Below are 25,784 nucleotides of genomic sequence, written 5' to 3' on the forward strand. Positions count from 1 at the left end.
ACGTAGACCATCAAGGCGATTTTTCCCGCCGGCAGCACGGTGTGGGGCGGACGGTCGGAAGGATCCTTGGGTGATGACTGATGCTTGATGCGTGATGCTATCTAGGTTATCCTGACCAAGACAATCGGATGCCTATGGAAGCCCCCATGCGAACCACCCTAGATATCGACGACGACGTGCTCGCCCTCGCACGCGCGCGCGCCGACCGCGAGCACGTGTCGATCGGTCGCATCATCTCGCAACTCGCGCGCGCGGCGCTGCAGCGTCCCGCAGTCGCTCCGGCCACGCGCAACGGCTTGCCGGTGCTGCCGAACGCGCGCACCGCGCGCACGGTCACGCCTGAAGTCGTCAACCAGCTGCGCGACGAGGCGCCCTGATGACTTATCTGCTTGACGTCAACGTACTGATTGCGCTGCTCGACGCGGGCCACGTACAGCACGAGGCCGCGCACGAATGGTTCGGCCGGGCAGGGCACGCCGCTTGGGCGACCTGCCCGCTGACCGAAAACGGCGTGCTGCGCATCATCGGCAATCCGCGCTACCCGAACACACTGGAGACGCCGGCCGCGGTCGCGCCGCTCGTCGCGCAACTTCGAGCACATCCTGGCCACGCCTTCTGGTCTGACGACCTGAGCATGCTCGATCCGGAGTATGTTGACTTGAACCGCGTCCTCGCGACCGACCAGGTGACCGACACGTACCTGCTCGCCCTCGCGCGCCGCCATGGAGGGGCGCTGGCCACCTTCGACCGCCGGCTGGTCGCCGATGCGGTGCCCGACGGTGCGCGCCACCTCGAACTCATTGGTTAAGAGAGCATTATTGGGCGGTAATGTCAAACGGCCCCGCACCCAGCCTGTTTCGACATTATTGGGCCGTAATGTTAAATCACCAGCGCTGCCCGTTGGTTGTCCGTGAAACATCCGGGGCGGCGGATAAAAAGTTATAAATCATTGATTTAGTGATCTTTATTCGAGTCATTTGTCGAATGTTTCACGGGAAAGGACAAGCCAAGGTCCGTTAGCAGTCGGTGGCCGCCGGTGCAGCGCACTCATTCAAGTTTCGCGCCGAAATGTAGCGTTCAATACGTTATTCGTAACTTGGCGGCTGATTGCGATGCACGTGAGATCGACGCGAGAGGAAGATCAAAGCTCGAGTGCGAATGGGAACTGCGCTAATCGTGCGGCAAGGGTGCCGCTTGCGCTTAAGGGGAGCGGTACCGACTTCGTGTGGCGCTGGGCAGACCGCTTTCGACGCGGTAGTAAGTAGCAAGCCATGTGATCGGTCGTCGAAGCACGGCCGAGAAGGGCGCAACGGAGTTTCGACCGTGGCGGGCGAGCCGGGTGACACGCGGGTCATCACCGCAGGCCGGTGCCATGTGCGCCCGGAAATAATTTCAGCGATATCCCGACGCCGCACCCGTCCCCTATACTATTTTCCGACTACAAGCAGAGTAAAAGGCGGGTGCTATGGCCGAACAGAAAGCTGACGATACGAACAGCGCAATCGAACGCCTGTTGCGTGAGATCGATCTGCTTGACCGGCTCGAGCGTGAGGGGCACCTGGTCACGAATGGTCCACAGCTGCGCCGACAACTGAAGGCGACCCTCGAGCACCTGCGCGCCCGCGTGATGACCGACTAGCGGCAGGCATCAGCAACGGAAAAGGCGTTGTCGGGTCCGCAGGACGGATCGCGTTGCCGCCCCTACCTTACCGCATTGAATCGCGGGGACCACCGGCGGGCGGCCCTGCGGGAGGCCCGCACCTTTCGGTCCGGCGCGCCTGGTCGGCTCATGTCTCTCCAACGGCTCCCGCGAGCCAGCACTTCACATCAATCCTGTTTTTTCACCAGTCCGATGTCCTGACCGATAAATGCCGTCTGCAGGACCCGGAGTCAAGAAACTATCCTATTTGCCGATAACGCTGTGGTGTCGTAGACCGGAATAAATTTGACACAAACTCGGCATTAATTCTGTCAACTCGCCTAAATCCGCGGCCGAAGGCAAGAGAAATCGTAGCTTTATCAATAGGTTAACTGAAGCGAAATGAATTCGTCACCGGCCGGTGTCGCGGTGTCGTCATCAAGAACGACGATGGCGGACTTGTGAGCGAAAGCTTCGCTCATGCTGTCGCTTACCCGTAGTAGAACCAGCGACGGATTTCAGCCCGCTCCCGCCTGCTCATCACAGGGATTGTGGAGACCAGCGGAAGGCGACCGTAGCAGAAGTGCGAGTGGCAAGCGACGCATCGGAATGGCGCCTCGATCGTGCGGGTGTTGATGACAAAGGGCGTCTTGCCTCCGCAACCACGACAGAGCGTTTCGAGAGCCTCCCGATGTACAGGGCAGCGTCGTTCATCGGTTAGCTGGTAGAGCACACTGTGGTAGCCGTGCGCTGCACACTGCCGACAGAAGCGGAATGCCGGATGATAGTGATCGGATGCAGACGCGTCGAGCAGCGACATATCCAGGACACTCTCTGGCAGGCGCAGCAGCTGACGCAAACGTCTAGGTTTGAAAAGCTTGCGCACGGGCGCAGCTCCCACGGACGGATTGATATCCGGCAGTATCTTCTGGACGAGAAGATCGGCTGGAAGCGCATTGGCGCAGCGGAACTTCCAGAGTATCGAGAGGAGTGACTCTCCCGGTATCAGCCAGTCGCGGTTGAAGACACTCCCGAGTGATAGTTCGTGCTCCCCAAACGCAAGTATTGGGAAGCGCGGCGCCTTGAGCGCAGTCGTCTCACGCTGTGGCAAGGACACGACCGGTCGCATGTCGTGATTGAACGTAGCCGCAGTGGCGAACAGCGTGAGTCCACAAAGCTGAGTCAGGGCAGTAGCCCGGAGCGTCCCTGAGTTCGCTGTCCTTGAGCACGATCTCAACCGCGCGCGCGAAAGACTCCATGGGCAAATCTAACGGTCCAGGCAAACTCGCCTTGTGGTGTGCATCTTCGAAGGCCTGCCATAGCGTTGCTGCGTCTCCTGTCAGTCGATAGCCCGCGTCGAAGGCATGAGGTAGATAGAAGCGGGTGAAGCTCCAGGGGGTGCATTCAGGATAGGCGGTCTGATCATATCCATTGAGGCACGTTGCGATATCCTCGGCGTTGCGGATGCCGGCGAACGCCAGTTCTTCGACCATGAGACGTGCGACGATCTGCGTTTTCTGCGCAACCTGAAGGGCTGTTTTCTGTGCGAGCAGTTCTTCCTGTCCAACGAGAAACGTGAAAAGTTTGATCTGCTGACGATCGAGCGCGTCGTGTACATCGCGTAGCCATTCATACTCGTGATCGTTGAGTCGTTGGGCTTCGTCGCAGAACAGGATGACGGTGCCGCTCCCGGCCCGGGCGGCAGCCTCACGGATGCGTAACGAGAGTCGTGTTCGTTTGCTCGATGTCGTGCCAGCGTTCGGCGCCGTATCGCCAACGGCCTCCAGCAGGGTCGCAAAAAACGGGCCCTCGGCATGGCGCGGCTTGTGCTCGCACTGGGCATGGTACGTGGTGATCTTGGGGTGCTCCCTTGCCAGCAGAAGGCGGACGTACTCTATGGCACGCGTCTTTCCGACTCGCGACGGGCCATAGATGAGGGCGCCCATGATCCGGTAACGAAGACAGCGCATGACAAGTTCGTAGAAGCCTTCGATCGCAGGTGTGGCGAGACGGTAATTGCCGGTGACGAGCGGATGCAGCGAAGGATCGATCGGACGCGGGATGTCTAACGACATGACGCACTCCCCAGAGTGATGAAGTTAAAAGACCTGGCCCGTGCCGATTGAGAGTTTTCGTGGACGCACCGGTGCAGGTGGCGCGGGAGCGGCGAGGGCGTTCGCTTGCGTCTGCATCGTTGACTGCGCGCATGGAACTGCAGTTTCGACCTTGCGATCCGGACCGACAGGTGTACGTACGTTCGGTGCTGACGCCAGCAGCTGCTTCGTACGGGCGAGATCCGTCGCGGCCTTCCGGGTTTTCCTCGCCTGTGTGAGCTTCTGCTGAACGTAGGCTTCTATCGGATTGATGTGCGAGTCCGATAACCGTCCTCGCTTGCCTGATTGCCGGCAGATTTCCTGACGCAGCTTGAGGTTATGCGGCACTAACTGCCACGCGCCCTGTGCATCCAGTACACCTAATTCTGTGCCATCGGCAAGGAAAGCCCGTACCGAACGAAGATCATCGGCGTTCATATAAATCAGTAGATGCTGGCCAATCAGATCCGTGCTCGCGGCAAGCACGCGGTTTGTGTAGCGGACACGATAAAGATTGATGTGAGGTCGCACGCCCTGCCCGATATAGGCACGAACGCGGCAGCGCCGTGCCGACTGCATGAGGCAGAGCGTGCGGCGGCGCTGTTCCGCGAGCCAGGCGAGCAGAGTTTGTCTGCTGCGCACGAAGTACTCCATTGCTTCGAGTGGCGTCGCGTTGTTGAGCCCGGCGTGCGGCGTCCCGTTATAGTTGGCGATCGCGTACTCGACCAGTTCGCCTAGCTCGTCGAGGGAGACGTAAAGGCGCAGGTCGCCTTTAGGGTCAGCCAGTGCCCGACGCAAGTCCCGTGGATTCGAGCCGGTGTAGCCAGGCAATCGCGACGACAATCGGCTGGCAATCGTGCCAAAGAACCGCTCAATGTAGGGCCGCTCATCGGGACTATATTTCGGTCCAGCGTCCGCAACGCAGCCGACGAATTCGCATAAGGCTGTCAACGTTTCATGCGCCAGATTTGCTTTCGCGTTGTCGAGCTTGATCCATTCCCAGGTTGCATACGCCAATTCCGGCAGGCGTTCGGACGGGAAGCCATCCAGCGTTCCGCGGGATAGGCCCGCGATCGTGAATGTCCGCGCATGATGAGGCTCAAGGGCATTCTCGATTGTCTTGATCACGTCGTAGCGGCAATATTCTCGAGCTATAGCAATGTGGTAACCGAGCACGGCGCGCGTACACACGTCTATGATGGCAAGAAGCCAAACCCTTTCTATCTCGAATTCATGCGCAAAGCCGAGCGGATCCCGCACGACGACCTTGAGCCGGATGTCGAGCCGGTGGCCATCGAATTCGACGACCTGATATGGACGCGTCGCTACTGGAGCGCCTGCAGCTTCCCGGCGCGGTAGGCCCTTCAGATGCGATGCGCCCGCTGAACGGGCGGCGGTGCCGAACGTACGCAACATCTCTGCTTTTATGACTCGGGAAAGCGATCGGAGCGCACGGTTGGCCGTGTTGAGCGGATAGTCGCCGGCCGTTACCCCGACAGAACGGCATTGCTGCAGGAAATCATCGTGTAACGCTTTCAAGCCACGGAGGCGAGTTCGCAAGTGACCATCGGTATGTAGCTGCTCAAGCAGCCCCTTGCGACGTTTGACCTGAAGAAGCAGCCATCCCGCAAGCGCCGGATGGCGCTCAAAGAGTTGAGCCAAAGCACCAGCGGTGCCTCGACTGCCGCGTTCTCCTTGCACTTGTATCGCGCTCAGGCGCTCATACTCTGCAATTCGTATAAAGGGAAGAAGTCCCCGAAAGCCGAAAGGTCGCCCGTCGGGATGTTGCGCCTGCGCGCGCTCGAGCCAACGGTACAGTTGACGACGGTTGATGCCGATAGACTTCTCGATTGCACGGATCGATTCCCCGTCGATGTAACGCAAGATCGCCTGTTGACGCTTCTCGAACCTTGCCCGCAACGCAGGGTCGAATTCGGTGTAGGCAACAGTCGGCCAGGCGCTTACGTCGATCGTTTGCAGATCGGGTTTACGGCGATTCATAGGGTCGTGTCCGTAGCGATGAACGAGGTGAGCAGGGACAGCGGTCGCGTTCGAAGCTCCTGAGCGCTGGCCCTGCCATCATGTAGCAGACCAAACAAGGCCGCGCGAACCAGCACGGGATCGGTTGACGCAAATTCCCGCTCGATCTCAAGCAATCTTTGAGATTGTTTGAGAAGCCGGACGATTGCTCCAGGCAGTGTCGGCGGAACGAGTCGGCTATTGGTCACAAGGTAAGGGAGCATACGTTGCCAGTTGTCGAGCCAGACACGAGCGGCCGCGAGCTCAGCTGCCGCGACAAACCGGATCGGCAACTCGCTATCGTGACCGTCGCAAGCTGATACGGTCGCCGGGATATCGGTATCAGGGTCAATAAGGAACACTAATTCTTGGTGGTCGATATGGTGGGACCAGAAGTCAACGAGCCTGCGGGATCCGTTGATCAGGACATAGCCGGGGCGTTCGCAGAATGCGATCACCTGGGGATTGGTCTCGAGCAGCAGCCATTGATCCAGCGATGGGCGTCGATAAAACATGACGCGGCGCGCAAGCTTTGGGCTGAACGCTTCGAACCGGTGAGCGCCGCGCGAGCGGACGAGCGGGAGCGGCTCGCGCGTGTGCGGAGAATGTTCCATAAGATCAGTAGCTTACGGACGGGATTCGAAGTGTAGGAGGCGAGGTGACGAATTTAATCCGCACTTACGCGAGTTGACGTTTTTATTCCGATTCGATGGTAAATAAAAGCGTCACCGGAATACCGCTTTAGCCCGTGGTTGCGGGGCCGGGGTAGTGACAGAATCATTACGGTCTACGCGCGATGTACGGTCTGATCGGGTCGTGCAAGCTCAACGGGATCAATCCGCGTGCCTACCTCGAATACGTCTTGACCCATATCGCTGATCACAAGATCAATCGCATCGAAGAACTGCTGCCCTGGAACGTGGCCCCCAGGCTGCCCACGAAGGCCAGCCCACCCGCATCCGCTTCCTGATTGCCGGGTAAATCCAGATAGATCGCGTCCACGATCGCCGATCATGGACAGGATCTCCCCCGACTCACCCGTTACTCTCCAGATCGCCACCACCACCATGCCTCACTTGAAGCGGCGTTTCCGCTTGCGCCACGATGCAACCAGCCGGTGGCTTCAATGCATGCGCGAAAGCACGAGTAACGTCACAGTGACGGTTAGCGCCCCGCCAATGCGAGTGGCGATCTGAGCGAACGGCATCAGGCTCATACGATTGGAAGCGGTGAGAATCGCCACGTCGCCGGTGCCACCTTGTCCGCTATGGCAAGCGTTGACGATGGCTGCATCGATGGGATACATCTTGAGCCATTTCCCGACAAAAAACCCTGTGCCCATTAGCGTGGCAACCGTACAAACGATCGTGACTACGTTCGGTACGTTGATTGCCGCCATTAGTTTGTCCCATGGTGTCATCGCAGTGCCGATCGCGAACAGCAGCGGATACGTGACGGCGGTCGAAAAGAACTGATAGACGATGCGGGCACCGCCTTGCAGATTCGGCGACACGAATCTGCCGACCTTGATGAACACGGCAACGAATAACATGGCGACGGGAGCCGGCAGGCCAAGTAACCGGTGACACAGAAGTCCCACAAGATAAAGTGAGATTGCGGTGATCGCCGCAGCCGCCACGGTGTTCACATCAGGAGCACTGGGTATTTCTTCCTTGGGCGCATCGTTGTCTTCATGCACGGGTTGCAGTATGCCGTTACCCGTGAGATGCGGCATTTTTTCTCCAAGCCAGTTCAGAAGGCCCGAGAAAAGTATGGCCGAAAGACTCCCAATCATTACCGAGGGCAGCACCTGGGCAAATATTGGCCCTTGCGCGACGTTCAGAATTTCGGAGTAACCGATTGAAAGCGGGATTGCGCCTTCGCCGACTCCTCCTGCCATGATGGGAATAACGATGTAAAGCAAGGTGTGTTGCATGCCGAGGCCCAGCGCCGTGCCGACCATCGTGCCTACCACTCCCGCCATCAACGAGCCGACGGCAAGCGGGATAAAAATCTTCACGAAGCCACGGATCAGCACATACCGGTCCATACTGAAAATGCTGCCGACGATGATCGACGCAATGAAGAGGTACATGAAATTGCTTACGTTGGTGAAGGTTGTCACCATGGTCAGCAGTTTCTCGGGCAGTAGATGGTGGAACGCCAGCGCTGAAGGCAGGAACGTGGCGACAATTGCCCCCGCGCCGATTTTCCGGAAAAACGGCAGTCGCTTTCCGATTTCCGCACAGGTAAAACCGCAGACGACGAGTACCGCAATCGCCATTGAAATCTCGCCGGGTACCTTTCCGGTCACAACGAACGCAACAATCAATCCGACCAGCAGCACATAAATCGGTAAAGGAATGATGCCGACACGCAACTCCACGATAGCCCACCATCCGTTGGGCCAAAACGGGACGCGTGCCACTTTTTGAGCGTCCATCGACAATTCACCAGCACGTTCCATCGTCTCTCTCCGTCAGTTCACGCGACCGGTCTTACGCCGGTTTTATCGTGTGGCTTTGCTGCACGCGTCTAAGTGCCTGCATGCAGCGTCGGCGTAATTGGTTTTCAGTTTTGGGCTGGATCGAGCGAGGACGGCACAAACACGTGACCACCCATCAAACGACGGGCGCTGCGACTCATGATCGCTTTCGTCACAACCCAGGCACCATCGCGCTGCTCGGCCTCGGCCCCAACGGCCATCACACCCGACGGATGTCCAAAGCGAAGCTGGTCCGAAACTTTGCCATCCACCAGCCGGTTCACCACCGTGCCGGGAATCGCGCCGGCTACCGCGATCGCTACTGCGCCGGTACCTGTCATTGCATGGTGGAGTTTGCCCATCGACAGGATGCGCGCATTGATGTCGACGCTTGAAGGCTCCACGGTCTTGCCGCTTGCGGCGATATACGCCGCGGGAATCGAAACAAATGCGAGCTTAGGTGTATGCGGTCGCAACGCGGTCACTTCTTCAGCGGTTTGCGCCAATCCCATGCGTACGGCAGCGTGTGCGCGGATCGCTTCGCATTTCTCAAGCAACGCCGCGTGTCCGTTGACATCAGATTGCATCTCGTTGCCTCGCAGGCCCAGATCTTCCGCGTCGATGAAAATCGCCGGGTTGCCTGCGTTGATCATCGTGACCTCGAAGGCCCCGTAACCCGGAACGTCGAGCGTATCGATCTGGTTCCCGGTCGGAAACATGCCTCCTGCAGCTTCTTCACCATCTTCCGAGCCGCCCGGGTCCAGGAATTCGATGCGGATTTCAGCGGCCGGGAATGTCACGCCGTCGAGTTCGAAGTCACCTTCCTCGACCACCTGTCCGTCTTTCATGGGTACGTGCGCGATGATTTTCGCGTTGATGTTCGCCTGCCAGATGCGCACGACCGCCACGCCGTCTTTCGGCGCATCGACAAAGCCCTGCGTGACGGCGAACGGGCCGACCGCCGACGTCAGATTGCCGCAATTGCCGGACCAGTCGATAACCGGCTTTTCGATCGACGCGGCGCCGAACAGATAGTCGACGTCGCAGTCAGGCCGTGAGGACGGGCCAACCAGAACCAGCTTGCTCGTACTGGAGGTCGCGGCGCCCATGCCATCAATCTGCTTCTCATACGGGTCGGGACTGCCAATGACGCGTAGAAGGATCTTGTCGCGCAGTATCGTGTCAGCCGGGAGGTCATCCGCGCGAAAGAAGACGCCTTTGCTTGTACCGCCGCGCATGTAGGTCGCCGCGATCTTGTATTGAGCCATGATGGATCTTCCTAATGAGATTTGAAGACGATGCATACGGGGCTACCCGTTTGCACGATGCGACCTGTTGGTGTTGGAGTGCCGTGTTCAGCTTCGATCAAATACTGGACGATCGAATCGGAAAGCTCGTTAGCGACATAAAGCATGCGGGCGTCGTGGCTCAGACACAGAAATCGCGGACATTGTCCGTGGGCTTCGGTCCACTGCGCTCCCACCGGGATACCAGTCGTGCCGTCGAGCCCGACCGTGGCAATACTGTCGTGACCTCGGTTCGAGACATACAGGGCACTGGCGTCCGGACGGATTGCAATGCCCGCAGCACGGGAAGTTTCGTGGCGCGAGCAGGGAAGCATGGATATCGTATGCAGTGGTTCGAGTGCGCCGCTCAACGGCTCGAATCCCCAGGCAGTCAACGTGGAGTCCAGTTCGTTTGCTACGTAGATGATCGGGAGCGTCGGATGGAACGCGGCGTGACGCGGACCAGAGCCCTCGCGGCTGCGACCCGAGGTCACGACCGCCTTGCCGCACACTCCGTCCCACTTCACCGCGAAAACGGTATCGAGTCCCTTGTCGGGCACGATGTGCCAATCGGTGTTGTAGCGCCTGGTTGCATACCGGGCGATATGGTGTGGATGCGATGAGCCTTGCTCGATCCGGTGAGGACCTGGCGCACCGGGCAGTTCGACGACTGCCGCGACGGTGCCAAGCGTACCGTTCTCACCAACCGGCAACCGGGCTGCGCACCCCGTCGCATAGTTGGCGACGACGAGTGCGTCGCCGCTACGCGACAAGGCGAGGTGTACAGGATTGCGCCCCCCGCACGCCTGCCTGTTCAGCAGACTCAACCGCCCGTTTGCCGGATCAACCGCAAAACTGCTGACCTCTGCTCCGTCACCGTGCACGGCATACAGCACGTCTTGCGCTTCGTTGAGGGCAAGAAAGCTGGGGTTCTCGAGGGGCTCGAACACCTCGACGCTCTCCCACGCGCCCGACGATGTGTCCACCGCATAGACACCGATTCCCTTGCCGCGCGCGTTGCGCTCGCGTGTCGTGCGGCATCCGACGTAGGCAAAGACGGAAGCCATGATTACGCCGCCTCATACATTTCGCTTGAGATACGCGGCAACAGCCCACCAGCATTGAAGATCTCCGCTTCCTCTTCGGTATCGATCCGGCACTTCACGGGTACGCTGACTGATTCTCCATTCTTGCGGGTGATACGCAACGTCAGGGTGGTGCCGGGTGCGACCTTTTCTTCGACTCCTTCAACGGCATAGACTTCCGACCCGTCGAGCGCCAGCGTCGCGCGATCGTATCCCTCGACGAATTCGAGCGGCAGCACGCCCATGCCCACCAGGTTCGAGCGATGAATCCGTTCGAAGTTTTCACATACGACTGCCCGCACGCCGATCAGACGTACACCCTTCGCAGCCCAGTCGCGTGAGGAGCCCGACCCGTAGTTCTTGCCGGCGATCACGATCAATTCCTGCCCACGCGAGACGTACAGTTCGGCCGCGTCGAACAGACGCATGATCGTGCCTTCCGGCTCCATGCGAGTGAGCGATCCTTCCTTGCCACCGGCCATTTCGTTGTGCAGCCGGTTGTTCGCGAACGTCGCGCGGATTGCGACCAGGTGATCGCCGCGACGCGTGCCGTACGAGTTGAACTCCGCCGGCTCGACGCCGTGCTGGATCAGGTACTCGCCCGCCGCGCTTTCTGGGAGGATGGCTCCCGACGGTGAGAGATCATCGGTTGTCACGTTATCGCCGAACACGCCAATCGCCCGCATATCCGTGAATCGCGCTGCATTCGTCAGGCTGCTTTGCCAATATGGCGGGCGACGAATGTAGTTGCTGTCCTCGCGCCACGGGAACCTCGCCGGGACTGCTTCCTGCCCCTCGCCCAGTTCGCTTTTGCGGAACATCTCCGTGTAAATTTTCAGGTACTGGTCACCGCGGACGCTTTCCTTCAGCAGCGCATCGATCTCTTCGTCGGACGGCCACAGATCGTTCAGGTAGACCGGCGTACCGGACTTGTCTGTACCGAGCACGCCTTCTTCGATGTCGATATGAATGGTTCCTGCGATCGCGTAGGCAACAACGAGCGGCGGCGATGCAAGGAAAGCCTCCTTCACACGCGGGTGAATGCGGCCATTGAAGTTCCGGTTGCCCGAAAGTACCGCCACCGCATGTATGTCACGGTCGACAATCTCCGTTTCAATCTCTTTCGGAAGTGGACCTGACATCCCATTGCACGAGGTGCACCCAAAACCGATGATGCCGAAGCCGAGCGCTTCGAGCGGGTCCATCAGGTTCGCCGCACGAAGGTAGCTCTCCACCGGTTTCGAGCCGGGCGCTAGCGAGGTCTTTACCCAGGGCTTGCGCTCGAGTCCGAGTTCGACCGCTTTGCGGGCCACGAGACCGGCCGCAATCATGTTGCGAGGGTTCGACGTATTCGTACAACTTGTAATCGCGGCGATCACGACTGCACCGTCTTTCAGGTTGCCCGAGACACTGTTCTGAAGTTCGGCCGCAGTGGCTGCCTGAGGGCGGGCGATGCCCTTCGAAACCAGGCTTGAAAGCGGCACACGATCGTGGGGGTTTGCGGGCCCCGCAAGCGCACGGCCAACACCCGACAGGTCGAACGAAAGCACGCGGTCGTATTCTGCGTGGGCGAAATCATCCGCCCACAAGCCCTGAGCCTTGGCGTAGGCCTCGGTCAGTGCGATCTGCGCTTCAGTACGTCCCGTCAGGCGAAGGAAATCGAGCGTCTTTTGATCGATGGCAAACAGTGCTGCGGTGGCGCCGAATTCGGGCGCCATATTGGAGATCGTCGCCCGGTCGCTCAACGTCATCGCGCGAGCCCCTTCACCATAGAACTCAATGATCGTACCCACCACTTTCTGTTTGCGCAGGAACTCGGTAATAGCCAGTACCAGATCCGTTGCCGTGATGCCGGGCTGGCGGAAACCCTTCAGTTCGACCCCGACGATGGTGGGCAGGCGAAGCCAGACCGCACGTCCAAGCATGACGGATTCAGCCTCGATACCGCCCACACCCCAACCCAGTACGCCGAGCGCGTTGATCATTGTGGTGTGACTATCCGTCCCGACGAGGGTGTCGGGGAACGCGATCCCGTCCTTCACCTGAATGACGGGAGACAGGTGTTCGATATTGACCTGGTGGAGGATGCCGTTCCCAGGCATCAGCACGTCGAGATTGGTGAAGGCCTGTTTGCACCATGCGAGAAACTCGAAGCGCTCTGCGTTTTTGCTTTTTTCGATCGCCATATTCTTCGTCATGGCGTCGGGATCAGTGCCCGCCACTTCTACGTTGAGCGAGTGGTCCACCACCAGATGGGTTGGCACCACGGGGTTGATGGCAGTCGGATCGCCACCGGCTTCCGCGACTGCATCACGCATCCCGGCCAGATCAACGAGCGCTGGCGTGCCCAGCAGATCCTGAAGAACAACCCGTGCCGGGTAATACGGGAGGTCCACGTCATGACGACGCTCGGCCAGTGCCTGCAGGTATGTCCCCGCTTCAGCAGTTGGCTGCTTGCGCACGATGTTTTCGGCAAATACGCGCACGCTGAATGGCATTTTCTCGAACAGGGCGGCATCGATCGCGTCGCGAACGTTGACGAAAGTGAGTGTGTGACCGGGGAGATTGCGGGGCATGGTGTTCTCTCTTACAAGGGATACGGGCGGGCGTCGGCTCGGTTGACTGCATTCTATGGCTATAAAACGCAATAAGCAAACGTGATTTTCACTCGTGTTAACCCTTGTCAATCTCAGCTTTTGCGTCGCTGAATCCGCCGTATAGGGGTTTTCAACTAGCCTGGAAAATGTTCCTTGCGTTCAAGGTCACTGCGTTTTATGATCAATAAACGCAATGCAGAACGGTTGGATTCATGGCCGGCGCAGTGCAATTTCCCGTGGCGCGTCGAGTGGCGAGCCATATGGCAATCCGGATGTGAGCGAGCAATGGCAAAATCCCAGATCGACTATTCAGGTGCACCGCCTTATCTGGCGGTCGTGGACGGTCGCGAACTGCCTTTACGCGCCATGGCCTCTTCCGAACAAGCCCCAGTTGCTCTTACTCCGTTGCAGACCCGTGTCACGCGGGAGATCCTTACCTTGGTGCGCCGTGATGACCTGGCGTTGGGCGACAGGCTCGCCGAGTCGGTGCTCGCGGAGCGGATTGGCACGTCGCGTACGCCTGTGAACGTCGCCTTGCACCATCTGGTTACGCTCGGGGTGGTTTATTACGACACGAACCGTGGCTTTTTTATGGCAAAGTCGGCCCGCGAAGTGACGGACGTTGCATCTCAGTTTTTTGATGAACCGGAAGAGCCGCTGTATCTGAAGATCGCCGCTGATCGGCTCGCTCGTCGCTTGCCTGACGTCGTATCCGAGGCGGACCTGATGCGCCAGTACGAGGTCTCGCGAAGCGCGCTGCGGCGAGTTCTATCGCTTATGCAGGAAGAAGGCTGGCTCGAACGGCAGGTCGGTCATGGATGGCAGTTCATGCCAATGATCGATTCGGTGGAGGCTTATGAAGAGAGTTATCTGTTCCGGGCGGCGATCGAGCCTACGGGTATTCTTTCACCGACATTCAGTGCGAACCGCGTGGAGTTGGAAGCGCTGAAGCGTCGCCAACAGTTCATCGTCGACGGCGGATATCTGACGATGAACTCGATCGAGCTATTCGAAGCGAACAGCGAGTTTCACGAAACGATCGCGAAATGGTCAGGCAACCGGTTTATCGCGCAGTCGGTTCGACGCATGGACCGACTGCGTCGACTGGTCGAGTACCGGCAGGCCAAGGCACGCAAACCTCGGCAAGGTCAGGCACTGGAGCATCTCGCTATTCTTGAGGCAATCGCCGGCCAAGATCTGCTGAAGGCTGCCGCGCTACTGCGCGACCATATTGAAGGGGCGCGGAGGGCGAAAGTCCATGCCCAAGAGGTGTTTGAAGCTTGACCTAGATGCGGCGGAAAGTCGTTCTTCGCCGCTTTTTTGCGATCCAAAGTGCATTTTTATTCTATAAAACGCATATCTAAGATTACACATTTAAGTCAAACCGTTGTTTATAAAACACACTTAACTTTCATCATTGCGTTTATTTAATATTTTGCGCAAATCGTAGCGGAGACACCCGCAGCGTCAACGCCGCATGAACACCTGATGACGCGAGCTTTGAGTCGCTCATATATTTGGAGACAACCATGTCATACCGCCGAGGCTGGATAGCCGCTTTTCTGTTCTCGCTATCAATGATCAACTATATGGACCGGATCGCGCTATCGATCGCTGCAACACCGATTGCGCGTGAATTCAAGCTGACCGCGGTGGGCATGGGTTACCTGTTTTCGTCGTTTATCTGGAGCTATGCGCTCTTTCTTCTTCCCATGGGGTTCCTTATCGATCGGTACGGCACCAAGCGGATGGCGGGCGTCGGTATCTTCATCTGGTCAGCGGCGACAGCGTTGACAGGTGCTGCGAGTTCATTTGGCGCACTGCTTATGGCGCGGCTGGTTATGGGCGGCGGTGAATCGGTCAGTAACCCGGTTGGCGCGAAGGTTATCCGGCAATGGATACCGGCGAACGAGCGTGGCATGGTGACATCGATGTTCAATAGCGGATCTTACGCAGGACCAGCGATCTGCTCAGTGATTCTGGGCTCGCTTATCGCGCTGTATGGTTGGCGCATTTCGTTTGTCATCGCTGGCGGTATCGGTTTTGTCTGGCTCGCAGCGTGGCTTGTCTTCTTTAACGCGCCAGAAAAGGCGAAGTGGCTGAAAGCAGAAGAACGGGAAAAGATTGTTCGCGAGCGGGACACGGGACCGGTTGTCAGCGCATCTGCCGGCGCTGAGTCGAGCGGCCTACTTTCGCTCATGCGCACACCGACCTTGTGGGGCCTCGCTATCACGCAAGGATGCAACGTCTACACGCAGTACCTTTTTCTCACATGGCTGCCTAGCTATTTGCAGGCTAGCCGCGGACTGAGCATTACGCATACAGGACTTTTTTCCGCAGTTCCCTATGCTGCCGCTGTGATTCTGTGCATCTTCGTGGGTCGTCTGAGCGACCGTTATCTGAAAAAAAGCGGTGTTGGCAGCGGCCGTCGACGTAATGCCGTGGCGCTGGCAATGCTTGCCGGCACAGCTATTCTCGCGGTCCCTTTTATTTCAAATCTGACCGTTTTACTGGCGGTCTTTTCGATCACGTTGACCGGCATCGCTTCGACCACGTCGCTGAATTTCGCGCTTCTTAATGACCTGCTGCCGAATTCTCGCGATGTCGCAAAGGCGATGGCGTTTGTGGTCGTCGGCGGAAATACTTTTGGACTGATCGCCCCGATCGCAACAGGGCATGTCGTTGCACAAACAGGAAGTTACGACTGGGCATTCGGTATTGCCGGCTTGCTCCTGCTGGCAGGTGCGACGGTCGTGCTGACGATGACGCGTTCGCCGATGACGGCTCGCGTCACGCCCCCGGAAGCCGAGCCTGCGGTTTGATTCATATCTCCGACTAAGAACCTTTAACAAAATGATGCAGGGGCTGTTAACTCGCAGCGATTGATGTTAACTTCATTATTGTTTCGGTAACGGAAAGGACGTGGCCAAGCCGATACTCGATGATGAGTTGTGGGCACTCATTGAACCCCTGCTGCCCCCTCCCAAACCACCGCGAACCCGTTATCCGGGTCGCAAGCCGCTCGACAATCGTGCAGTGCTCACCGGCATTCTATTTAGTCTTACAGACAGGCCTGCGTCGGGACCTGCTGTCGCGCGAGATGGGTTGCGGCAGCGGCATGAGCTGCTGGCGCCGTCTGCGCGACTGGCAGGCCGCCGGCGTCTGGTACCGACTGCACGACTGCTTCTTGCAAAGCTACGCGAAGCGGACCGCATAGACTGGTCGCGCGTGGTCGTCGACTCCTCATCGACCCGCGCGGTTGGTGCGGGTCAAAAACGGGACCCAATCCCACCGACCGTGCGCGACCAGGTTCAAAGCACCACCTCATCACAGAAGCACAAGGCATCCCGCTCGCGGTAATCCTCACTGGCGCCAACCGCCACGATGTCACCCAGCTTCACGCGCTGGTTGACGCCATCCCGCGCATCGCCGGCAAACCTGGCCGCCCGCTTTCGAAACCCCGGATCGTTCAAGGCGACCGAGGTTACGATCACGACAAATACCGCCGTCCACTACACGCTGCCGGCATCGACACTGAAATCGCCCGACGAGGCGAACCTCACGGCAGCGGACTGGGCACAACCCGCTGGGTCGTCGAGCGCACCATCTCCTGGCTTCACGACTTCCGACGGCTGCGCATCCGCTTCGGACGTCTTGCATTCATCCACGAAGCCTTCATGAAAATCGCATGCTGCATCATCTGCTGGAGACGACTGAAAACGTCATTTTGTTAAGGCCTGTAAGTGCTCAAGAATGTACCCGTTTGCATTCGGATCGCCATGTTTGGCGCCGGGCGAATAAACAAAATTTCGGTGTATGTGGAGAGTATTTCCATATACATAGGAATCCTATTTGTTTGGCGGAAAATTTTCTGGTTTCAGGCGAGGACTCGAATATTAATTGTAAGCGATTGAACTAAAATAAAAAATGACATAATGTTCACCTGTATACGCAGGTGTATACGCAAAAATATCGGAACGCAGCGGCGCATGACCGTGTGCGATCGAACACATGGTCAATGGATAGTAGGCAGGCGATTTTCGGGGCCGGCGGCTCGGAACCGCAGGCTACATCGTCGATGATGTTTAGAGGCGAGGGCACCGAAAAATACGGATAGGTTAATAGTTGTCGAGTACAGAAGCGTTTTCAGTTCGGGCAATGGCGCAGGGGATCCGAACGAGAACAACGATAATGGCGGTCTTTTTCGCCGTGTCTACGACTATTTCGACGCCGTCGCAGGGCGGTCTGTCGACTTTCCGCCCAAGTAGCAGGCGTCGGAACAAACTCTCCACTTCAACCTGATTGCCCGAGGAGTTGACGAACTGCGCATCACGTCGCAGTGGATACGGAAATTTGCCGCTTTTATACTGATGCGAATATCAGTCAAGGAAACAGTATGCTGTGCGTGACCGTCCGGAGATCGTCAGTTCATGGCAACGGTGTATTTGCAGTGCGGCCGTTCGCAGCGGGGGAACGTGTGCTTGAGTACAAGGGCGAAATCATCGCATGGCGCGACGCGGTTCGTCGTCGTCAACGCGAAGGTGTCGAAGGTCACACATTCCTGTTTGGCCTGTCGGACGGGCGCGTGATCGACGGTAACCAAGGCGGCAATAGCGAACGATGGCTCAACCATGCGTGTACACCCAACTGCGAGACTATTGAAGATGCCGGCCGCATCTTCGTCCACGCGCTCAGGCCGATCGACGCCGGCGAAGAACTGCTTATTGACTATTTGCTGGCCATTGACGATCCGCTGAACGAAGACGTCAAGGCACAGTATGCGTGCCAGTGTGCTGCGGCAGATTGCCGTCGGTCGATGCTGGCAGATGCCGTGTGAACAGATTGCTGGTCGAGCAGGTCGAATACGCGAAGGTGATCCCGGTAAGCCGGATTGACCGGATTGGCGAAGCGGAGTTCGTCCGGCTGCGCGCGGCGCTCGCCTCGCTGAATCCGTCCGCGCGGTTCCTTCCGATGGCGAACGGCAAATTCGATCCGTCAGAAGTGCTGCACACCGGCCGGTTCGATCTGCCGGCGCTCGTCAAATCGCCGGGCTGGATGTAACAGATGCAGGCCGACGTTCGGCCCTCGCAATCGGAGTCGTATGGGATCGCGTCATGGGTCTATCGGGAGCGCGCGCCGTTTCATCCGGCGCGTCTCCTGGCGTGGTTACAGCAACCGTGGAGCAAGCGTCGCCTGCTTCGCTGCAAGGGTTATTTCTGGGCTGCGCATCGCCATGTCGATATCGGTATGCTCGTGCAGACTGGCGGACGCTTTCAATGGGGCTACGTCGGACGCTGGTGGTGCTTCGTTCCGCAGCCGGACTGGCCGCGCGACGACTATCGTCGTCAAGGCGTACTCGACAAATGGGAGGAGCCGGTCGGCGATTGCCGGCAGGAAATCGTGTTCATTGGACAGGCGGTCGACCACGACCGGCTGCGGCAGGATCGATGCGTGTCTGCTGACCGTTCCCGAAATCGATCCGGGCCCAAACGAATGGTTGCATCTGCCGGGTGCCGATGCGTTCGATGCGGAGGCGGTCGCAGGATATCCGTGACGGCGACGACGTCTGGCGTCTCCTTTCCACGCTCCCTGACTTTTTTGACAACAGGCCATCAGTTTTGTTCGGCTTAACTTCCACTTTGTCGACGCGGGGTGCGCGCCTTCTCGAGCCGCTGACACCTCGATGATCTGCTGAGGTGGGCCGATCGAGCGACCTGGGCGTAAGGGGACCCCCAGATACGCCCTCATCTCAAGCTTCGCAGTTTCCGCGTAGCAATCCTCAGTTCAAGCCTGTGACGCGTCCGGAGCGCACAAATGTATCTGTATCGCAAACCCTTATGGCGGCGATGCACAAGTGTAATGGTCGCTGCTCCCCATGTCGGGCAGACCTGAACTCGGGGTTTAGCTTTCCGCGATAACCCGCTGATCCCCTTTTGTTGCGGCCGACCAGCTCCGGAATTCGCGCCCAGTTGCTGATCCCCTCCCGACTGGGAGGGGCGAAGCAAAGCGGGTTGGCCTAACGTTGACCGGATTCGTGGGCTGACAAGCACGACTCGTGGACCCGCCATTGGAGACCTAGATGACAGTGCAATATCGAATCCATCAAGACGTGGCTGTAATCAGCCTCGAACACCCCCCGACAAACGCCCTGGATCTGGTCACGCGAGCGGCTCTCGTGAATGCGCTGGCCCGCGCGAACGGAGACCCTACCGTCGTGGCGATCGTATTGACGGGTAGCGGACGTAATTTTTCCAGTGGGGCCGACATCGGTGAATTCGCATCGCTGAGGACATTCCTGGCTCCCGATCTTCGTGCGGTTGTCGCATATGCGGAGGGCCTTGGTAAGCCGATTGTGGCTGCATTGTACGGTTTGGTCATGGGTGGCGGCCTGGAGCTGGCACTGGCTTGTCACTACCGCGTCGCTGTTGTGGATTGCATGATCTCGCTGCCCGAGGTGAAACTTGGCCTCATTCCCGGTGCGGGTGGCACGCAACGGCTGCCACGCGTGCTTGGCGTCGAGGCGTCGCTCAATATGATCCTGAGCGGAAAGGCGACTAGTGCAAAAGCACTTTCAAATGTGCCTGGCCAAAAGCTGATTGCGAAGCTGATCCTTTCGCAGGAGGGGCTGCTGGACGAGGCGATCGGGTTCGCGCGCGATGCGGCCTTACGCGTTGAGTGCGGTGATCCGGTGCCACGCATACGGGATATTCCGTGTTGCTACGCGAATAGCGAGGGGTACTTCCAGTTTGTCCGAAACATGATCGAGGGAGAGGCAAAGAACGCTCCTGCGGAGGGCAAGTGTATCGACGCGGTGGAGGCATCGGTCTTGATGCCGTTTGATGACGGTCTCGCCAAGGAGCGACGTTCATTCGAAGACCTGCTTGGTTCGTCCGAAAGCAAGGCTTTGCGGCATTTGTTCCTCGCTGAGCGGGCTGCCGCCAAAATCCCGGATGTGGATGCGGGCGTTCCCGTCAGAGAGGTGAAGTCAGTGGCAGTGATAGGCGCTGGCACGATGGGGCGCGGGATTACCATGGGTTTCTTGAATGTTGCGGTCCGTGTCACGCTTGTGGATGCAAAAGAGGACGCTTTGAATGCCGCGTCCGATGCCATTCGGAAGACCTACGAAGCGCAGGTCAAGAAGGGCACACTTCCGGTCGCCGATCTGGAAAATCGATTGGCATTGTTGCGCGTGACTGCCAGCTACGAAGACATCGCGGATGTGGATCTGGTGATCGAGGCGGTATCCGAGGACAAAGCGGTTAAGGAGGCCGTGTTCAAACGTCTGGACACAACGCTGAAGCCGGGCGCGATCATCGCATCCAACACGTCGACGCTGGATCTCAATTGGTTGGCACAGCTGACACAGCGTCCCCAGGACGTGGTGGGTATGCACTTCTTTAGTCCTGCGCACGTCATGCGCCTGCTGGAAGTTGTGCGCGGCGAACAGACGGCCGGTGATGTGTTAGCCACGGTGATACACATCGGTAGAAAGATCAATAAAGTCTGTGTGGTGTCGGGAGTATGTGACGGGTTCATCGGCAATCGGATGATCGATCCATATCTACGGCAAGCCGGATTCCTGCTCGAAGAGGGGTGCAGTCCGCAACAGGTGGATGCAGCCATCGAAAAATTCGGGTTTGCAATGGGGCCATTCAGAATGAGCGATCTGGCGGGAAACGACATCGGATGGTCGATACGTAAGCGTCGGTATGTAGAGCGACCTGACGTCAAGTACAGCCGGATTGCTGATTCACTTTGCGAAATGGGCCGATTCGGCCAGAAAACTGGTGCCGGCTGGTACGACTATGTGCAAGGCAGGCGCGATGCCGTCCCCAGTGCTGTCGTTGACGAGCTCCTTCGGGCGCATCGGAATTCGTTGGGACTTGAACCACGCTTGATCTCCGAGGACGAAATCGTCCATCGATTGGTGTACGCCCTGGTCAATGAGGGAGCCAAGATTCTCGAGGAAGGCATAGCGAGCAAGGCGAGCGACATCGATGTGGTGTATGTGACGGGGTATGGGTTCCCAGCATGGCGGGGTGGGCCGATGCATTACGCGAGCCAGGCGGGGATATGGAATGTCCGCGAGGCAATGAAGCGTTTCTCGAGGAACCCGCTGGACGACTGCTCGTATTGGCAACCTGCGACGTTGATCGAGAAACTCGCAGAGACAGGCCAGATTTTTGACATCGACCAAGGGCACTAACAAGGACTGTTTTTCATGAAAGATATCGTGATTGCCTCGACCGTGCGAACGCCCCTGGCGAAAAGCTGGAAGGGTGCGTTCAACATGACGCACGGTGCGACGCTAGGAGGACACGTGGTGCAACATGCATTGCGCCGTGCGGGCATCGAAGCGTCCGAAGTCGAAGACATCATCATGGGATGCGCGAATCCGGAGGGCGCTACCGGTTCGAACATCGCTCGCCAGATCGCGTTGGCGGCCGGATGTCCAGCAAGCGTGGCGGGTGTGACGGTCAACCGTTTTTGTGCTTCAGGCCTTCAGGCGATTGCCCTCGCCGCGCAACGGATCATTGCCGGCGAAGGCGAGATTTACGTGGCAGGGGGGGTGGAAAGCATCTCCTGTGTCCAGCGCGAGATGAACCGCCATATGGCGCTCGACCCCGCACTGGCGGAAGCCAAACCCGAACTCTATTGGACGATGCTGCAAACAGCGGAGCAGGTGGCAACGCAGTACGGTATTTCTCGTGAGCGGATGGATGAGTACGGCGCACGTAGTCAGCAGCGGGCCTGCGCAGCCCAGGCGGACGGCCTTTTCGACCAGGAAATCGCCGCTATCGATGTGACGGCTGGCGTTATCGACTCCGAACGGGGCTTCGTTACCCGTCAAGTCACGGTGGCGCGAGACGAGGGTACGCGCAGTGGTACGACGAAAGAAACGCTCGCAGGAATTCGCCCAGCCTTGCAACGCGGGGTGGTCACGGGTGGCAACGCCAGTCAGTTCTCCGATGGAGCGGGTGCATGCGTTGTGATGGCTGAAAGAGTGGCCGAACGTAAAGGACTGACCCCGCTTGGCCGCTTCCTCGGTTTCGCGGTTGCCGGGTGTGAGCCGGGGGAAATGGGCGTGGGACCGGCCTATGCTGTGCCGAAAGTGCTCGCAAGGTTGGGTCTTTCCGTGAATGATATCGACCTTTGGGAGTTGAACGAGGCATTTGCTGTCCAGGTGCTCTATTGTCGCGACAAACTTGGAATTCCTGACGAATCCCTCAACGTGAACGGTGGCGCAATTGCACTCGGTCACCCTTACGGAATGAGTGGTCAACGGCTCGTTGGCCATGCGTTGCTCGAGGGTAAGCGGCGCGGTGCAAAGCGGGTTGGCGTCACCATGTGCATCGGCGGGGGAATGGGCGCCGCAGCAATCTTTGAAGTCATTTGAGATAGTTCGTTCGGTTCGACGCACGGGATCGACGTCGTGAGCGAACGGCATCGACCTGATATACGGGGATGTTCCAATGGATAGCACCGCTGTGTCTTGGCAAGATTGCATGCTCGCATCCGATTTTGCCAAGACACAACGAGAATGGGCTCTGAGAAACTCGATCCGCAACTCGTCTTGAAGACGACGCCACCCCGCATGAGTGATGCTCTGGTTCCGCGTGCGCGGCTGTCGCTGGATCGAATGGGGATATCGCACAAGCCCGCAATTTGCGTTCAGGCGCCGGCGGGCTTTGGAAAGACTTCATTGCTGATCCAATGGCGTCGAAGTGCACAGGCACGAGGGGCTGTTGTCGTCTGGCTGACAGCCGACGAATACGATGATGCGTTGCGTGTCGCGCGAGCCGTAGGTGGCGTGCTGGCCAGTGTGAAAGCCCAGCGGGGAGGGGACTCTGCCTTCCTGGGCGGGTTTCGCGACCAGGAGTCTGGCATCGAGGCTCTGACGGAATTGCTCGCGCAGATTGCCGACCTTCCTTTCGACGTCGTCGCCATCATCGACAACGTGGAGCGGTCTCGCGGCGATCGGTTATATGAGGCGTTGGGTTACCTGATTCGCAATGCGCCAGCCAATTTTCAGCTCGTCGTCAGTTCACGGTCCGGCACGGTTTTGGACATTCCAGACATAGCCGACCAGAACATTGTGGCTCGCATTTCCACCAGCGACTTGTCGTTCACCTACGACGAGACCATCGCGATCATCGCCAAACACTTTGACGACAAGATCAGTATCGAGGCGGCGGGGAAGCTACATGAGCAGACTGAGGGATGGCCGCTCGGTCTCCAACTCGTTATCGCCACGCTGAGAAAGAGTCACGACGTACAGGCGGCGATCCGTGGGGTATCCGCGCGTGCTGGCGACATCCAGCGCTACTTCGTCGAGAATCTGATCGATAGGCTCGCGCCCGAATTGAGCAATTTCCTGACGCGAATCTCGATTTTCGATGTAATTCACCCTGCGCTCTGTGCGGCCGTGTTTTCCACCTACGACGTGGGGGACCTGCTGGCACGTCTGGAGCGAGACACCCCAGTGTTCCTTCATGCGGAAGGTTCGCAGTGGATGCGTATGCATGGTCTCGCACGCGACTTTCTGCTGACACGGTTTCATTCCCTGCCGGCCGAAGAACGACGCTACATTTCCCAACAAGCTTGTAATTGGTTGGGCGAGCAGGAGTTATATGAGGAGGCGGCAAGGCACGCACTGCTCGCGGGACAGGACGACGTGGCATATGCACTGGCCGAACGAACTCTCTATCAGGTCGGATACCGCGGGAACATATCGGAGGTCCTGAAATGGATCGACAGGCTTCCGGCGGCCGAACTTAGGCGGCGGCAATCTTTGTGGACGGCTGCTGCCTGGTCCCTTGCGTTGACCAACAGGCGACAGGAAGCTGAGCGGATCATCGAATACATTGTCTCTGAGCGCGGGGGCGATGTTCGGCAGCGATTCGAAGCGGCGCTTATCTCTGCCGTAGCTGCCAACTTCGACGATCAGCCGGAACGCTCTATGCAGTCCATCGATCCATGGATTGTCCAGACACCGCCGGAGCTTGACGAGAAGACCGAGCGCATTTTCAAGAACGTACTCGGCTCGCTGAGCTTCCAGCAATATGAGATCGGCAAGGCGCGGCACATATGGACGCAGGTAGCACAATCGATATCCAGCGACGCTGAAGATTATTCGAGCGGATTCGCTGAGTTCGGGGTCGGATTGTCCTACCTATGGGAAGGTCAGGTTCGCATGGCTGAGCAATACCTGCGTGCGGCTCTGACGCGTTGCGAGCAGGATATGGGCCGTCGTAATCCGATTCCCTGCATGATGGCAACGGTCCTTGCCGCGACGCTGTGGGAGATGGGTGGTGTTCAGGAACCGCAAGCCATTCTTTCCTATCGACTTGACGTTATAGAGCGGGCGGCGGTGCCTGAAGCGGTCATGCTTGCCTATCTCGCTTTGGCGCGGCTTGCTGTGCATGCTGGACAGGAGTCTCGTGGACTTGAATACCTCGATTCGATGATCGTTTTGGGCGAAGCTCGTAGCATGCCGCGGCTGCAAATCGCCGGCCTCTGCGAGCAGGTCCGGTTGCATGCCCAGGCATGTCGTCCGGAAACGGTCGCAAGGTTATGCCGGAAGCTTGAGGCCATCTGTCAGGGCCCATACGTCGCGAACCGTCCGGCAATCGAATCATGGGTCACGCTCCACAAGCATCGGGCTCTCGCCTATCAAACGCTGATGTTGCGCGAATGGACGCAGGCAGTCGAGCATCTGACAACGGCAGCCCGATGTGCCGACCTGATGGGGCTCGGGCGCGACAGCGTCGAGATCAGATTGTTGCGTGCGGTCGCCCTGCGACACAGTACGAACGTCGATGTGTCGGACCTTTTCCGGGAGTCACTGAGTTTGGCGAGAGCCAGCGGCATGGTCCGCACGCTGTTGGAGACTCATCCTGACGCATTGAATGGCCTACGGGAAATTTCCCAAGAGACCGACTTTCGTGTGAGCGATTTGCTCCAGGCGCTTTCCGCGCCCGAGCACCCGTTGTCAGGCCCCTCCGTGCCAGGGCACTCCATAAAAGGGGACGCCGCCGACAGAACGGCGAAACGCAGCGGAGCCTTTGCGGACGCCTTGCTGACGTCAAAGGAACGTGAGATTTTGGGCCTGCTGGCGACAAACATGTCCAACAAGGAAATCGCCTTCGCCCTCGATATCGGTGCGGGAACTGTCAAGTGGCACGTCAAGAACATTTTTGCGAAGCTTGACGCCGGCAATCGCGCTCATGCTGTCAAGCGCGCTCACTTGCTCGGTATCGTCGACACGACCGGCAAGTAGGGGCGCTGACAAGCGGCGCCCACCAACTTTTCAAGATTGCAGGCTCTTCATCGGGTATTGCGCTGTCTTCGAAGACAGCGTCGGTCACGCCCAAACGCCATGTCCGATTCCATCAAATAGGGTTGTCTCCTACCGTCCCCTTCCCTCGTGGGAGGGGCGTTATGCCGTGTCTGCGGCATACAGTTTCTTCACAGTTCGTGCGGGTACGGGCCGTATGTCCTCAACGTCCAGCATGAATTGGCAATCGCGTACGACCAAAAAACGACAGCGTCGCGATTAAAACTAATATACGGAGACAGT

19 protein-coding genes and 2 pseudogenes are annotated in these 25,784 nt (G+C 58.4%); 14 read left to right on the plus strand and 7 right to left on the minus strand.

Features of this window, described 5'->3' with window-relative positions:
- The first annotated feature begins 146 nt into the window (after positions 1-146).
- The 4 genes from BLT65_RS39315 to BLT65_RS47710 all read left to right on the plus strand — a co-directional run bounded on the left by BLT65_RS39315 (position 147) and on the right by BLT65_RS47710 (position 2,633).
- Positions 147-377 (plus strand): CopG family transcriptional regulator, encoded by a 231-nt coding sequence (locus tag BLT65_RS39315; protein ID WP_091788763.1) that lies wholly within the window; start codon positions 147-149, stop codon positions 375-377.
- The gene (locus BLT65_RS39320) at positions 377-808 is read left to right on the plus strand and encodes a TA system VapC family ribonuclease toxin (RefSeq protein WP_091788766.1); all 432 of its coding nucleotides are present in this window, start codon (positions 377-379) and stop codon (positions 806-808) included. Before BLT65_RS39315 ends, BLT65_RS39320 begins: the two co-directional genes overlap by 1 nt.
- A gap of 657 nt (positions 809-1,465) precedes the next feature.
- Positions 1,466-1,639, plus strand: coding sequence for a hypothetical protein (locus tag BLT65_RS47465; RefSeq protein ID WP_167306622.1), 174 nt, complete (start codon positions 1,466-1,468; stop codon positions 1,637-1,639).
- Positions 1,640-2,420: 781 nt separating this feature from the next.
- Positions 2,421-2,633 (plus strand): hypothetical protein, encoded by a 213-nt coding sequence (locus tag BLT65_RS47710; protein ID WP_091788769.1) that lies wholly within the window; start codon positions 2,421-2,423, stop codon positions 2,631-2,633.
- Positions 2,634-2,736: 103 nt separating this feature from the next.
- Here the strand turns inward: BLT65_RS47710 and BLT65_RS39330 are convergent, their stop codons facing one another.
- Genes BLT65_RS39330 through BLT65_RS39340 form a run of 3 tightly spaced genes read right to left on the minus strand, consistent with a single transcriptional unit; the run spans position 2,737 to position 6,365 of the window.
- Positions 2,737-3,714, minus strand: a complete 978-nt coding sequence (locus BLT65_RS39330) for an AAA family ATPase (protein WP_091788772.1) — start codon at positions 3,712-3,714, stop codon at positions 2,737-2,739.
- A gap of 24 nt (positions 3,715-3,738) precedes the next feature.
- Positions 3,739-5,733: a helix-turn-helix domain-containing protein gene (locus tag BLT65_RS39335; RefSeq protein ID WP_091788776.1), complete on the minus strand. Its 1,995-nt coding sequence runs from the start codon at positions 5,731-5,733 to the stop codon at positions 3,739-3,741.
- Positions 5,730-6,365: a hypothetical protein gene (locus BLT65_RS39340; RefSeq protein WP_091788779.1), complete on the minus strand. Its 636-nt coding sequence runs from the start codon at positions 6,363-6,365 to the stop codon at positions 5,730-5,732. Before BLT65_RS39340 ends, BLT65_RS39335 begins: the two co-directional genes overlap by 4 nt.
- 161 nt (positions 6,366-6,526) lie before the next feature.
- Here BLT65_RS39340 and BLT65_RS39345 point away from each other — a divergent pair.
- Positions 6,527-6,721: pseudogene (locus tag BLT65_RS39345) on the plus strand (transposase domain-containing protein); the annotation flags it as partial.
- A gap of 153 nt (positions 6,722-6,874) precedes the next feature.
- Here BLT65_RS39345 and BLT65_RS39350 read toward each other — a convergent pair.
- The 4 genes from BLT65_RS39350 to acnA all read right to left on the minus strand — a co-directional run bounded on the left by BLT65_RS39350 (position 6,875) and on the right by acnA (position 13,183).
- The gene (locus BLT65_RS39350; RefSeq protein WP_091788782.1) at positions 6,875-8,218 is read right to left on the minus strand and encodes a 2-hydroxycarboxylate transporter family protein; all 1,344 of its coding nucleotides are present in this window, start codon (positions 8,216-8,218) and stop codon (positions 6,875-6,877) included.
- A gap of 104 nt (positions 8,219-8,322) precedes the next feature.
- On the minus strand, positions 8,323-9,504 hold the full coding sequence (gene prpF / locus BLT65_RS39355; RefSeq protein WP_091788786.1) for a 2-methylaconitate cis-trans isomerase PrpF: 1,182 nt from the start codon (positions 9,502-9,504) through the stop codon (positions 8,323-8,325).
- Positions 9,505-9,515: 11 nt separating this feature from the next.
- Positions 9,516-10,589 carry a lactonase family protein gene (locus BLT65_RS39360; RefSeq protein WP_091788789.1) on the minus strand — a complete coding sequence of 358 codons (1,074 nt, stop codon included), beginning with the start codon at positions 10,587-10,589 and terminating at the stop codon, positions 9,516-9,518.
- Positions 10,590-10,591: 2 nt separating this feature from the next.
- Positions 10,592-13,183: an aconitate hydratase AcnA gene (gene acnA / locus BLT65_RS39365; RefSeq protein WP_091788793.1), complete on the minus strand. Its 2,592-nt coding sequence runs from the start codon at positions 13,181-13,183 to the stop codon at positions 10,592-10,594.
- Positions 13,184-13,489: 306 nt separating this feature from the next.
- On the opposite strand from acnA, the gene BLT65_RS39370 reads away from it, so the two are divergent.
- The 9 genes and pseudogenes from BLT65_RS39370 to BLT65_RS39405 all read left to right on the plus strand — a co-directional run bounded on the left by BLT65_RS39370 (position 13,490) and on the right by BLT65_RS39405 (position 25,484).
- On the plus strand, positions 13,490-14,488 hold the full coding sequence (locus BLT65_RS39370; RefSeq protein ID WP_244186954.1) for a GntR family transcriptional regulator: 999 nt from the start codon (positions 13,490-13,492) through the stop codon (positions 14,486-14,488).
- Between the two features lie 245 nt (positions 14,489-14,733).
- Positions 14,734-16,026, plus strand: coding sequence for an MFS transporter (locus BLT65_RS39375; RefSeq protein ID WP_091788796.1), 1,293 nt, complete (start codon positions 14,734-14,736; stop codon positions 16,024-16,026).
- Between the two features lie 100 nt (positions 16,027-16,126).
- Positions 16,127-16,938 (plus strand): annotated as a pseudogene (locus BLT65_RS39380) (IS5 family transposase).
- Positions 16,939-17,600: 662 nt separating this feature from the next.
- Positions 17,601-18,041 carry an SET domain-containing protein gene (locus BLT65_RS39385; protein WP_091788799.1) on the plus strand — a complete coding sequence of 147 codons (441 nt, stop codon included), beginning with the start codon at positions 17,601-17,603 and terminating at the stop codon, positions 18,039-18,041.
- A 5-nt stretch (positions 18,042-18,046) separates the two neighbouring features.
- Positions 18,047-18,265, plus strand: coding sequence for a CobW family GTP-binding protein (locus tag BLT65_RS48180; RefSeq protein WP_244186956.1), 219 nt, complete (start codon positions 18,047-18,049; stop codon positions 18,263-18,265).
- Positions 18,266-18,268: 3 nt separating this feature from the next.
- Positions 18,269-18,835 (plus strand): CobW C-terminal domain-containing protein, encoded by a 567-nt coding sequence (locus tag BLT65_RS48185; RefSeq protein ID WP_244186957.1) that lies wholly within the window; start codon positions 18,269-18,271, stop codon positions 18,833-18,835.
- A gap of 448 nt (positions 18,836-19,283) precedes the next feature.
- Positions 19,284-21,410 (plus strand): 3-hydroxyacyl-CoA dehydrogenase NAD-binding domain-containing protein, encoded by a 2,127-nt coding sequence (locus BLT65_RS39395; protein WP_091788803.1) that lies wholly within the window; start codon positions 19,284-19,286, stop codon positions 21,408-21,410.
- 15 nt (positions 21,411-21,425) lie between these two features.
- Positions 21,426-22,601, plus strand: a complete 1,176-nt coding sequence (locus BLT65_RS39400) for an acetyl-CoA C-acyltransferase (RefSeq protein WP_091788806.1) — start codon at positions 21,426-21,428, stop codon at positions 22,599-22,601.
- A 198-nt stretch (positions 22,602-22,799) separates the two neighbouring features.
- Complete coding sequence (locus tag BLT65_RS39405) at positions 22,800-25,484, plus strand: winged helix-turn-helix domain-containing protein (RefSeq protein ID WP_167306623.1); 2,685 nt, start codon at positions 22,800-22,802, stop codon at positions 25,482-25,484.
- The last annotated feature ends 300 nt before the right edge of the window (positions 25,485-25,784 follow it).

It is taken from the genome of Paraburkholderia steynii, assembly GCF_900100565.1.
GTDB classification, from domain to species: Bacteria; Pseudomonadota; Gammaproteobacteria; order Burkholderiales; family Burkholderiaceae; genus Paraburkholderia; species Paraburkholderia terrae.

Excerpts from the sequence above, each read along its gene's own strand:
- BLT65_RS39370 (WP_244186954.1), top strand. The coding sequence starts at position 13,490 with ATGGCAAAATCCCAGATCGACTATTCAGGTGCACCGCCTTATCTGGCG.
- BLT65_RS47465 (WP_167306622.1), top strand. The coding sequence starts at position 1,466 with ATGGCCGAACAGAAAGCTGACGATACGAACAGCGCAATCGAACGCCTG.
- BLT65_RS39395 (WP_091788803.1), top strand. The coding sequence starts at position 19,284 with ATGACAGTGCAATATCGAATCCATCAAGACGTGGCTGTAATCAGCCTC.
- BLT65_RS39400 (WP_091788806.1), top strand. The coding sequence starts at position 21,426 with ATGAAAGATATCGTGATTGCCTCGACCGTGCGAACGCCCCTGGCGAAA.
- BLT65_RS39340 (WP_091788779.1), bottom strand. The coding sequence starts at position 6,365 with ATGGAACATTCTCCGCACACGCGCGAGCCGCTCCCGCTCGTCCGCTCG.
- BLT65_RS48185 (WP_244186957.1), top strand. The coding sequence starts at position 18,269 with ATGCAGGCCGACGTTCGGCCCTCGCAATCGGAGTCGTATGGGATCGCG.
- BLT65_RS39375 (WP_091788796.1), top strand. The coding sequence starts at position 14,734 with ATGTCATACCGCCGAGGCTGGATAGCCGCTTTTCTGTTCTCGCTATCA.
- BLT65_RS39315 (WP_091788763.1), top strand. The coding sequence starts at position 147 with ATGCGAACCACCCTAGATATCGACGACGACGTGCTCGCCCTCGCACGC.
- BLT65_RS39385 (WP_091788799.1), top strand. The coding sequence starts at position 17,601 with ATGCTGTGCGTGACCGTCCGGAGATCGTCAGTTCATGGCAACGGTGTA.
- prpF (WP_091788786.1), bottom strand. The coding sequence starts at position 9,504 with ATGGCTCAATACAAGATCGCGGCGACCTACATGCGCGGCGGTACAAGC.
- BLT65_RS39320 (WP_091788766.1), top strand. The coding sequence starts at position 377 with ATGACTTATCTGCTTGACGTCAACGTACTGATTGCGCTGCTCGACGCG.
- acnA (WP_091788793.1), bottom strand. The coding sequence starts at position 13,183 with ATGCCCCGCAATCTCCCCGGTCACACACTCACTTTCGTCAACGTTCGC.
- BLT65_RS39335 (WP_091788776.1), bottom strand. The coding sequence starts at position 5,733 with ATGAATCGCCGTAAACCCGATCTGCAAACGATCGACGTAAGCGCCTGG.
- BLT65_RS39330 (WP_091788772.1), bottom strand. The coding sequence starts at position 3,714 with ATGTCGTTAGACATCCCGCGTCCGATCGATCCTTCGCTGCATCCGCTC.
- BLT65_RS39350 (WP_091788782.1), bottom strand. The coding sequence starts at position 8,218 with ATGGAACGTGCTGGTGAATTGTCGATGGACGCTCAAAAAGTGGCACGC.
- BLT65_RS39405 (WP_167306623.1), top strand. The coding sequence starts at position 22,800 with ATGAGTGATGCTCTGGTTCCGCGTGCGCGGCTGTCGCTGGATCGAATG.
- BLT65_RS39360 (WP_091788789.1), bottom strand. The coding sequence starts at position 10,589 with ATGGCTTCCGTCTTTGCCTACGTCGGATGCCGCACGACACGCGAGCGC.
- BLT65_RS47710 (WP_091788769.1), top strand. The coding sequence starts at position 2,421 with ATGATAGTGATCGGATGCAGACGCGTCGAGCAGCGACATATCCAGGAC.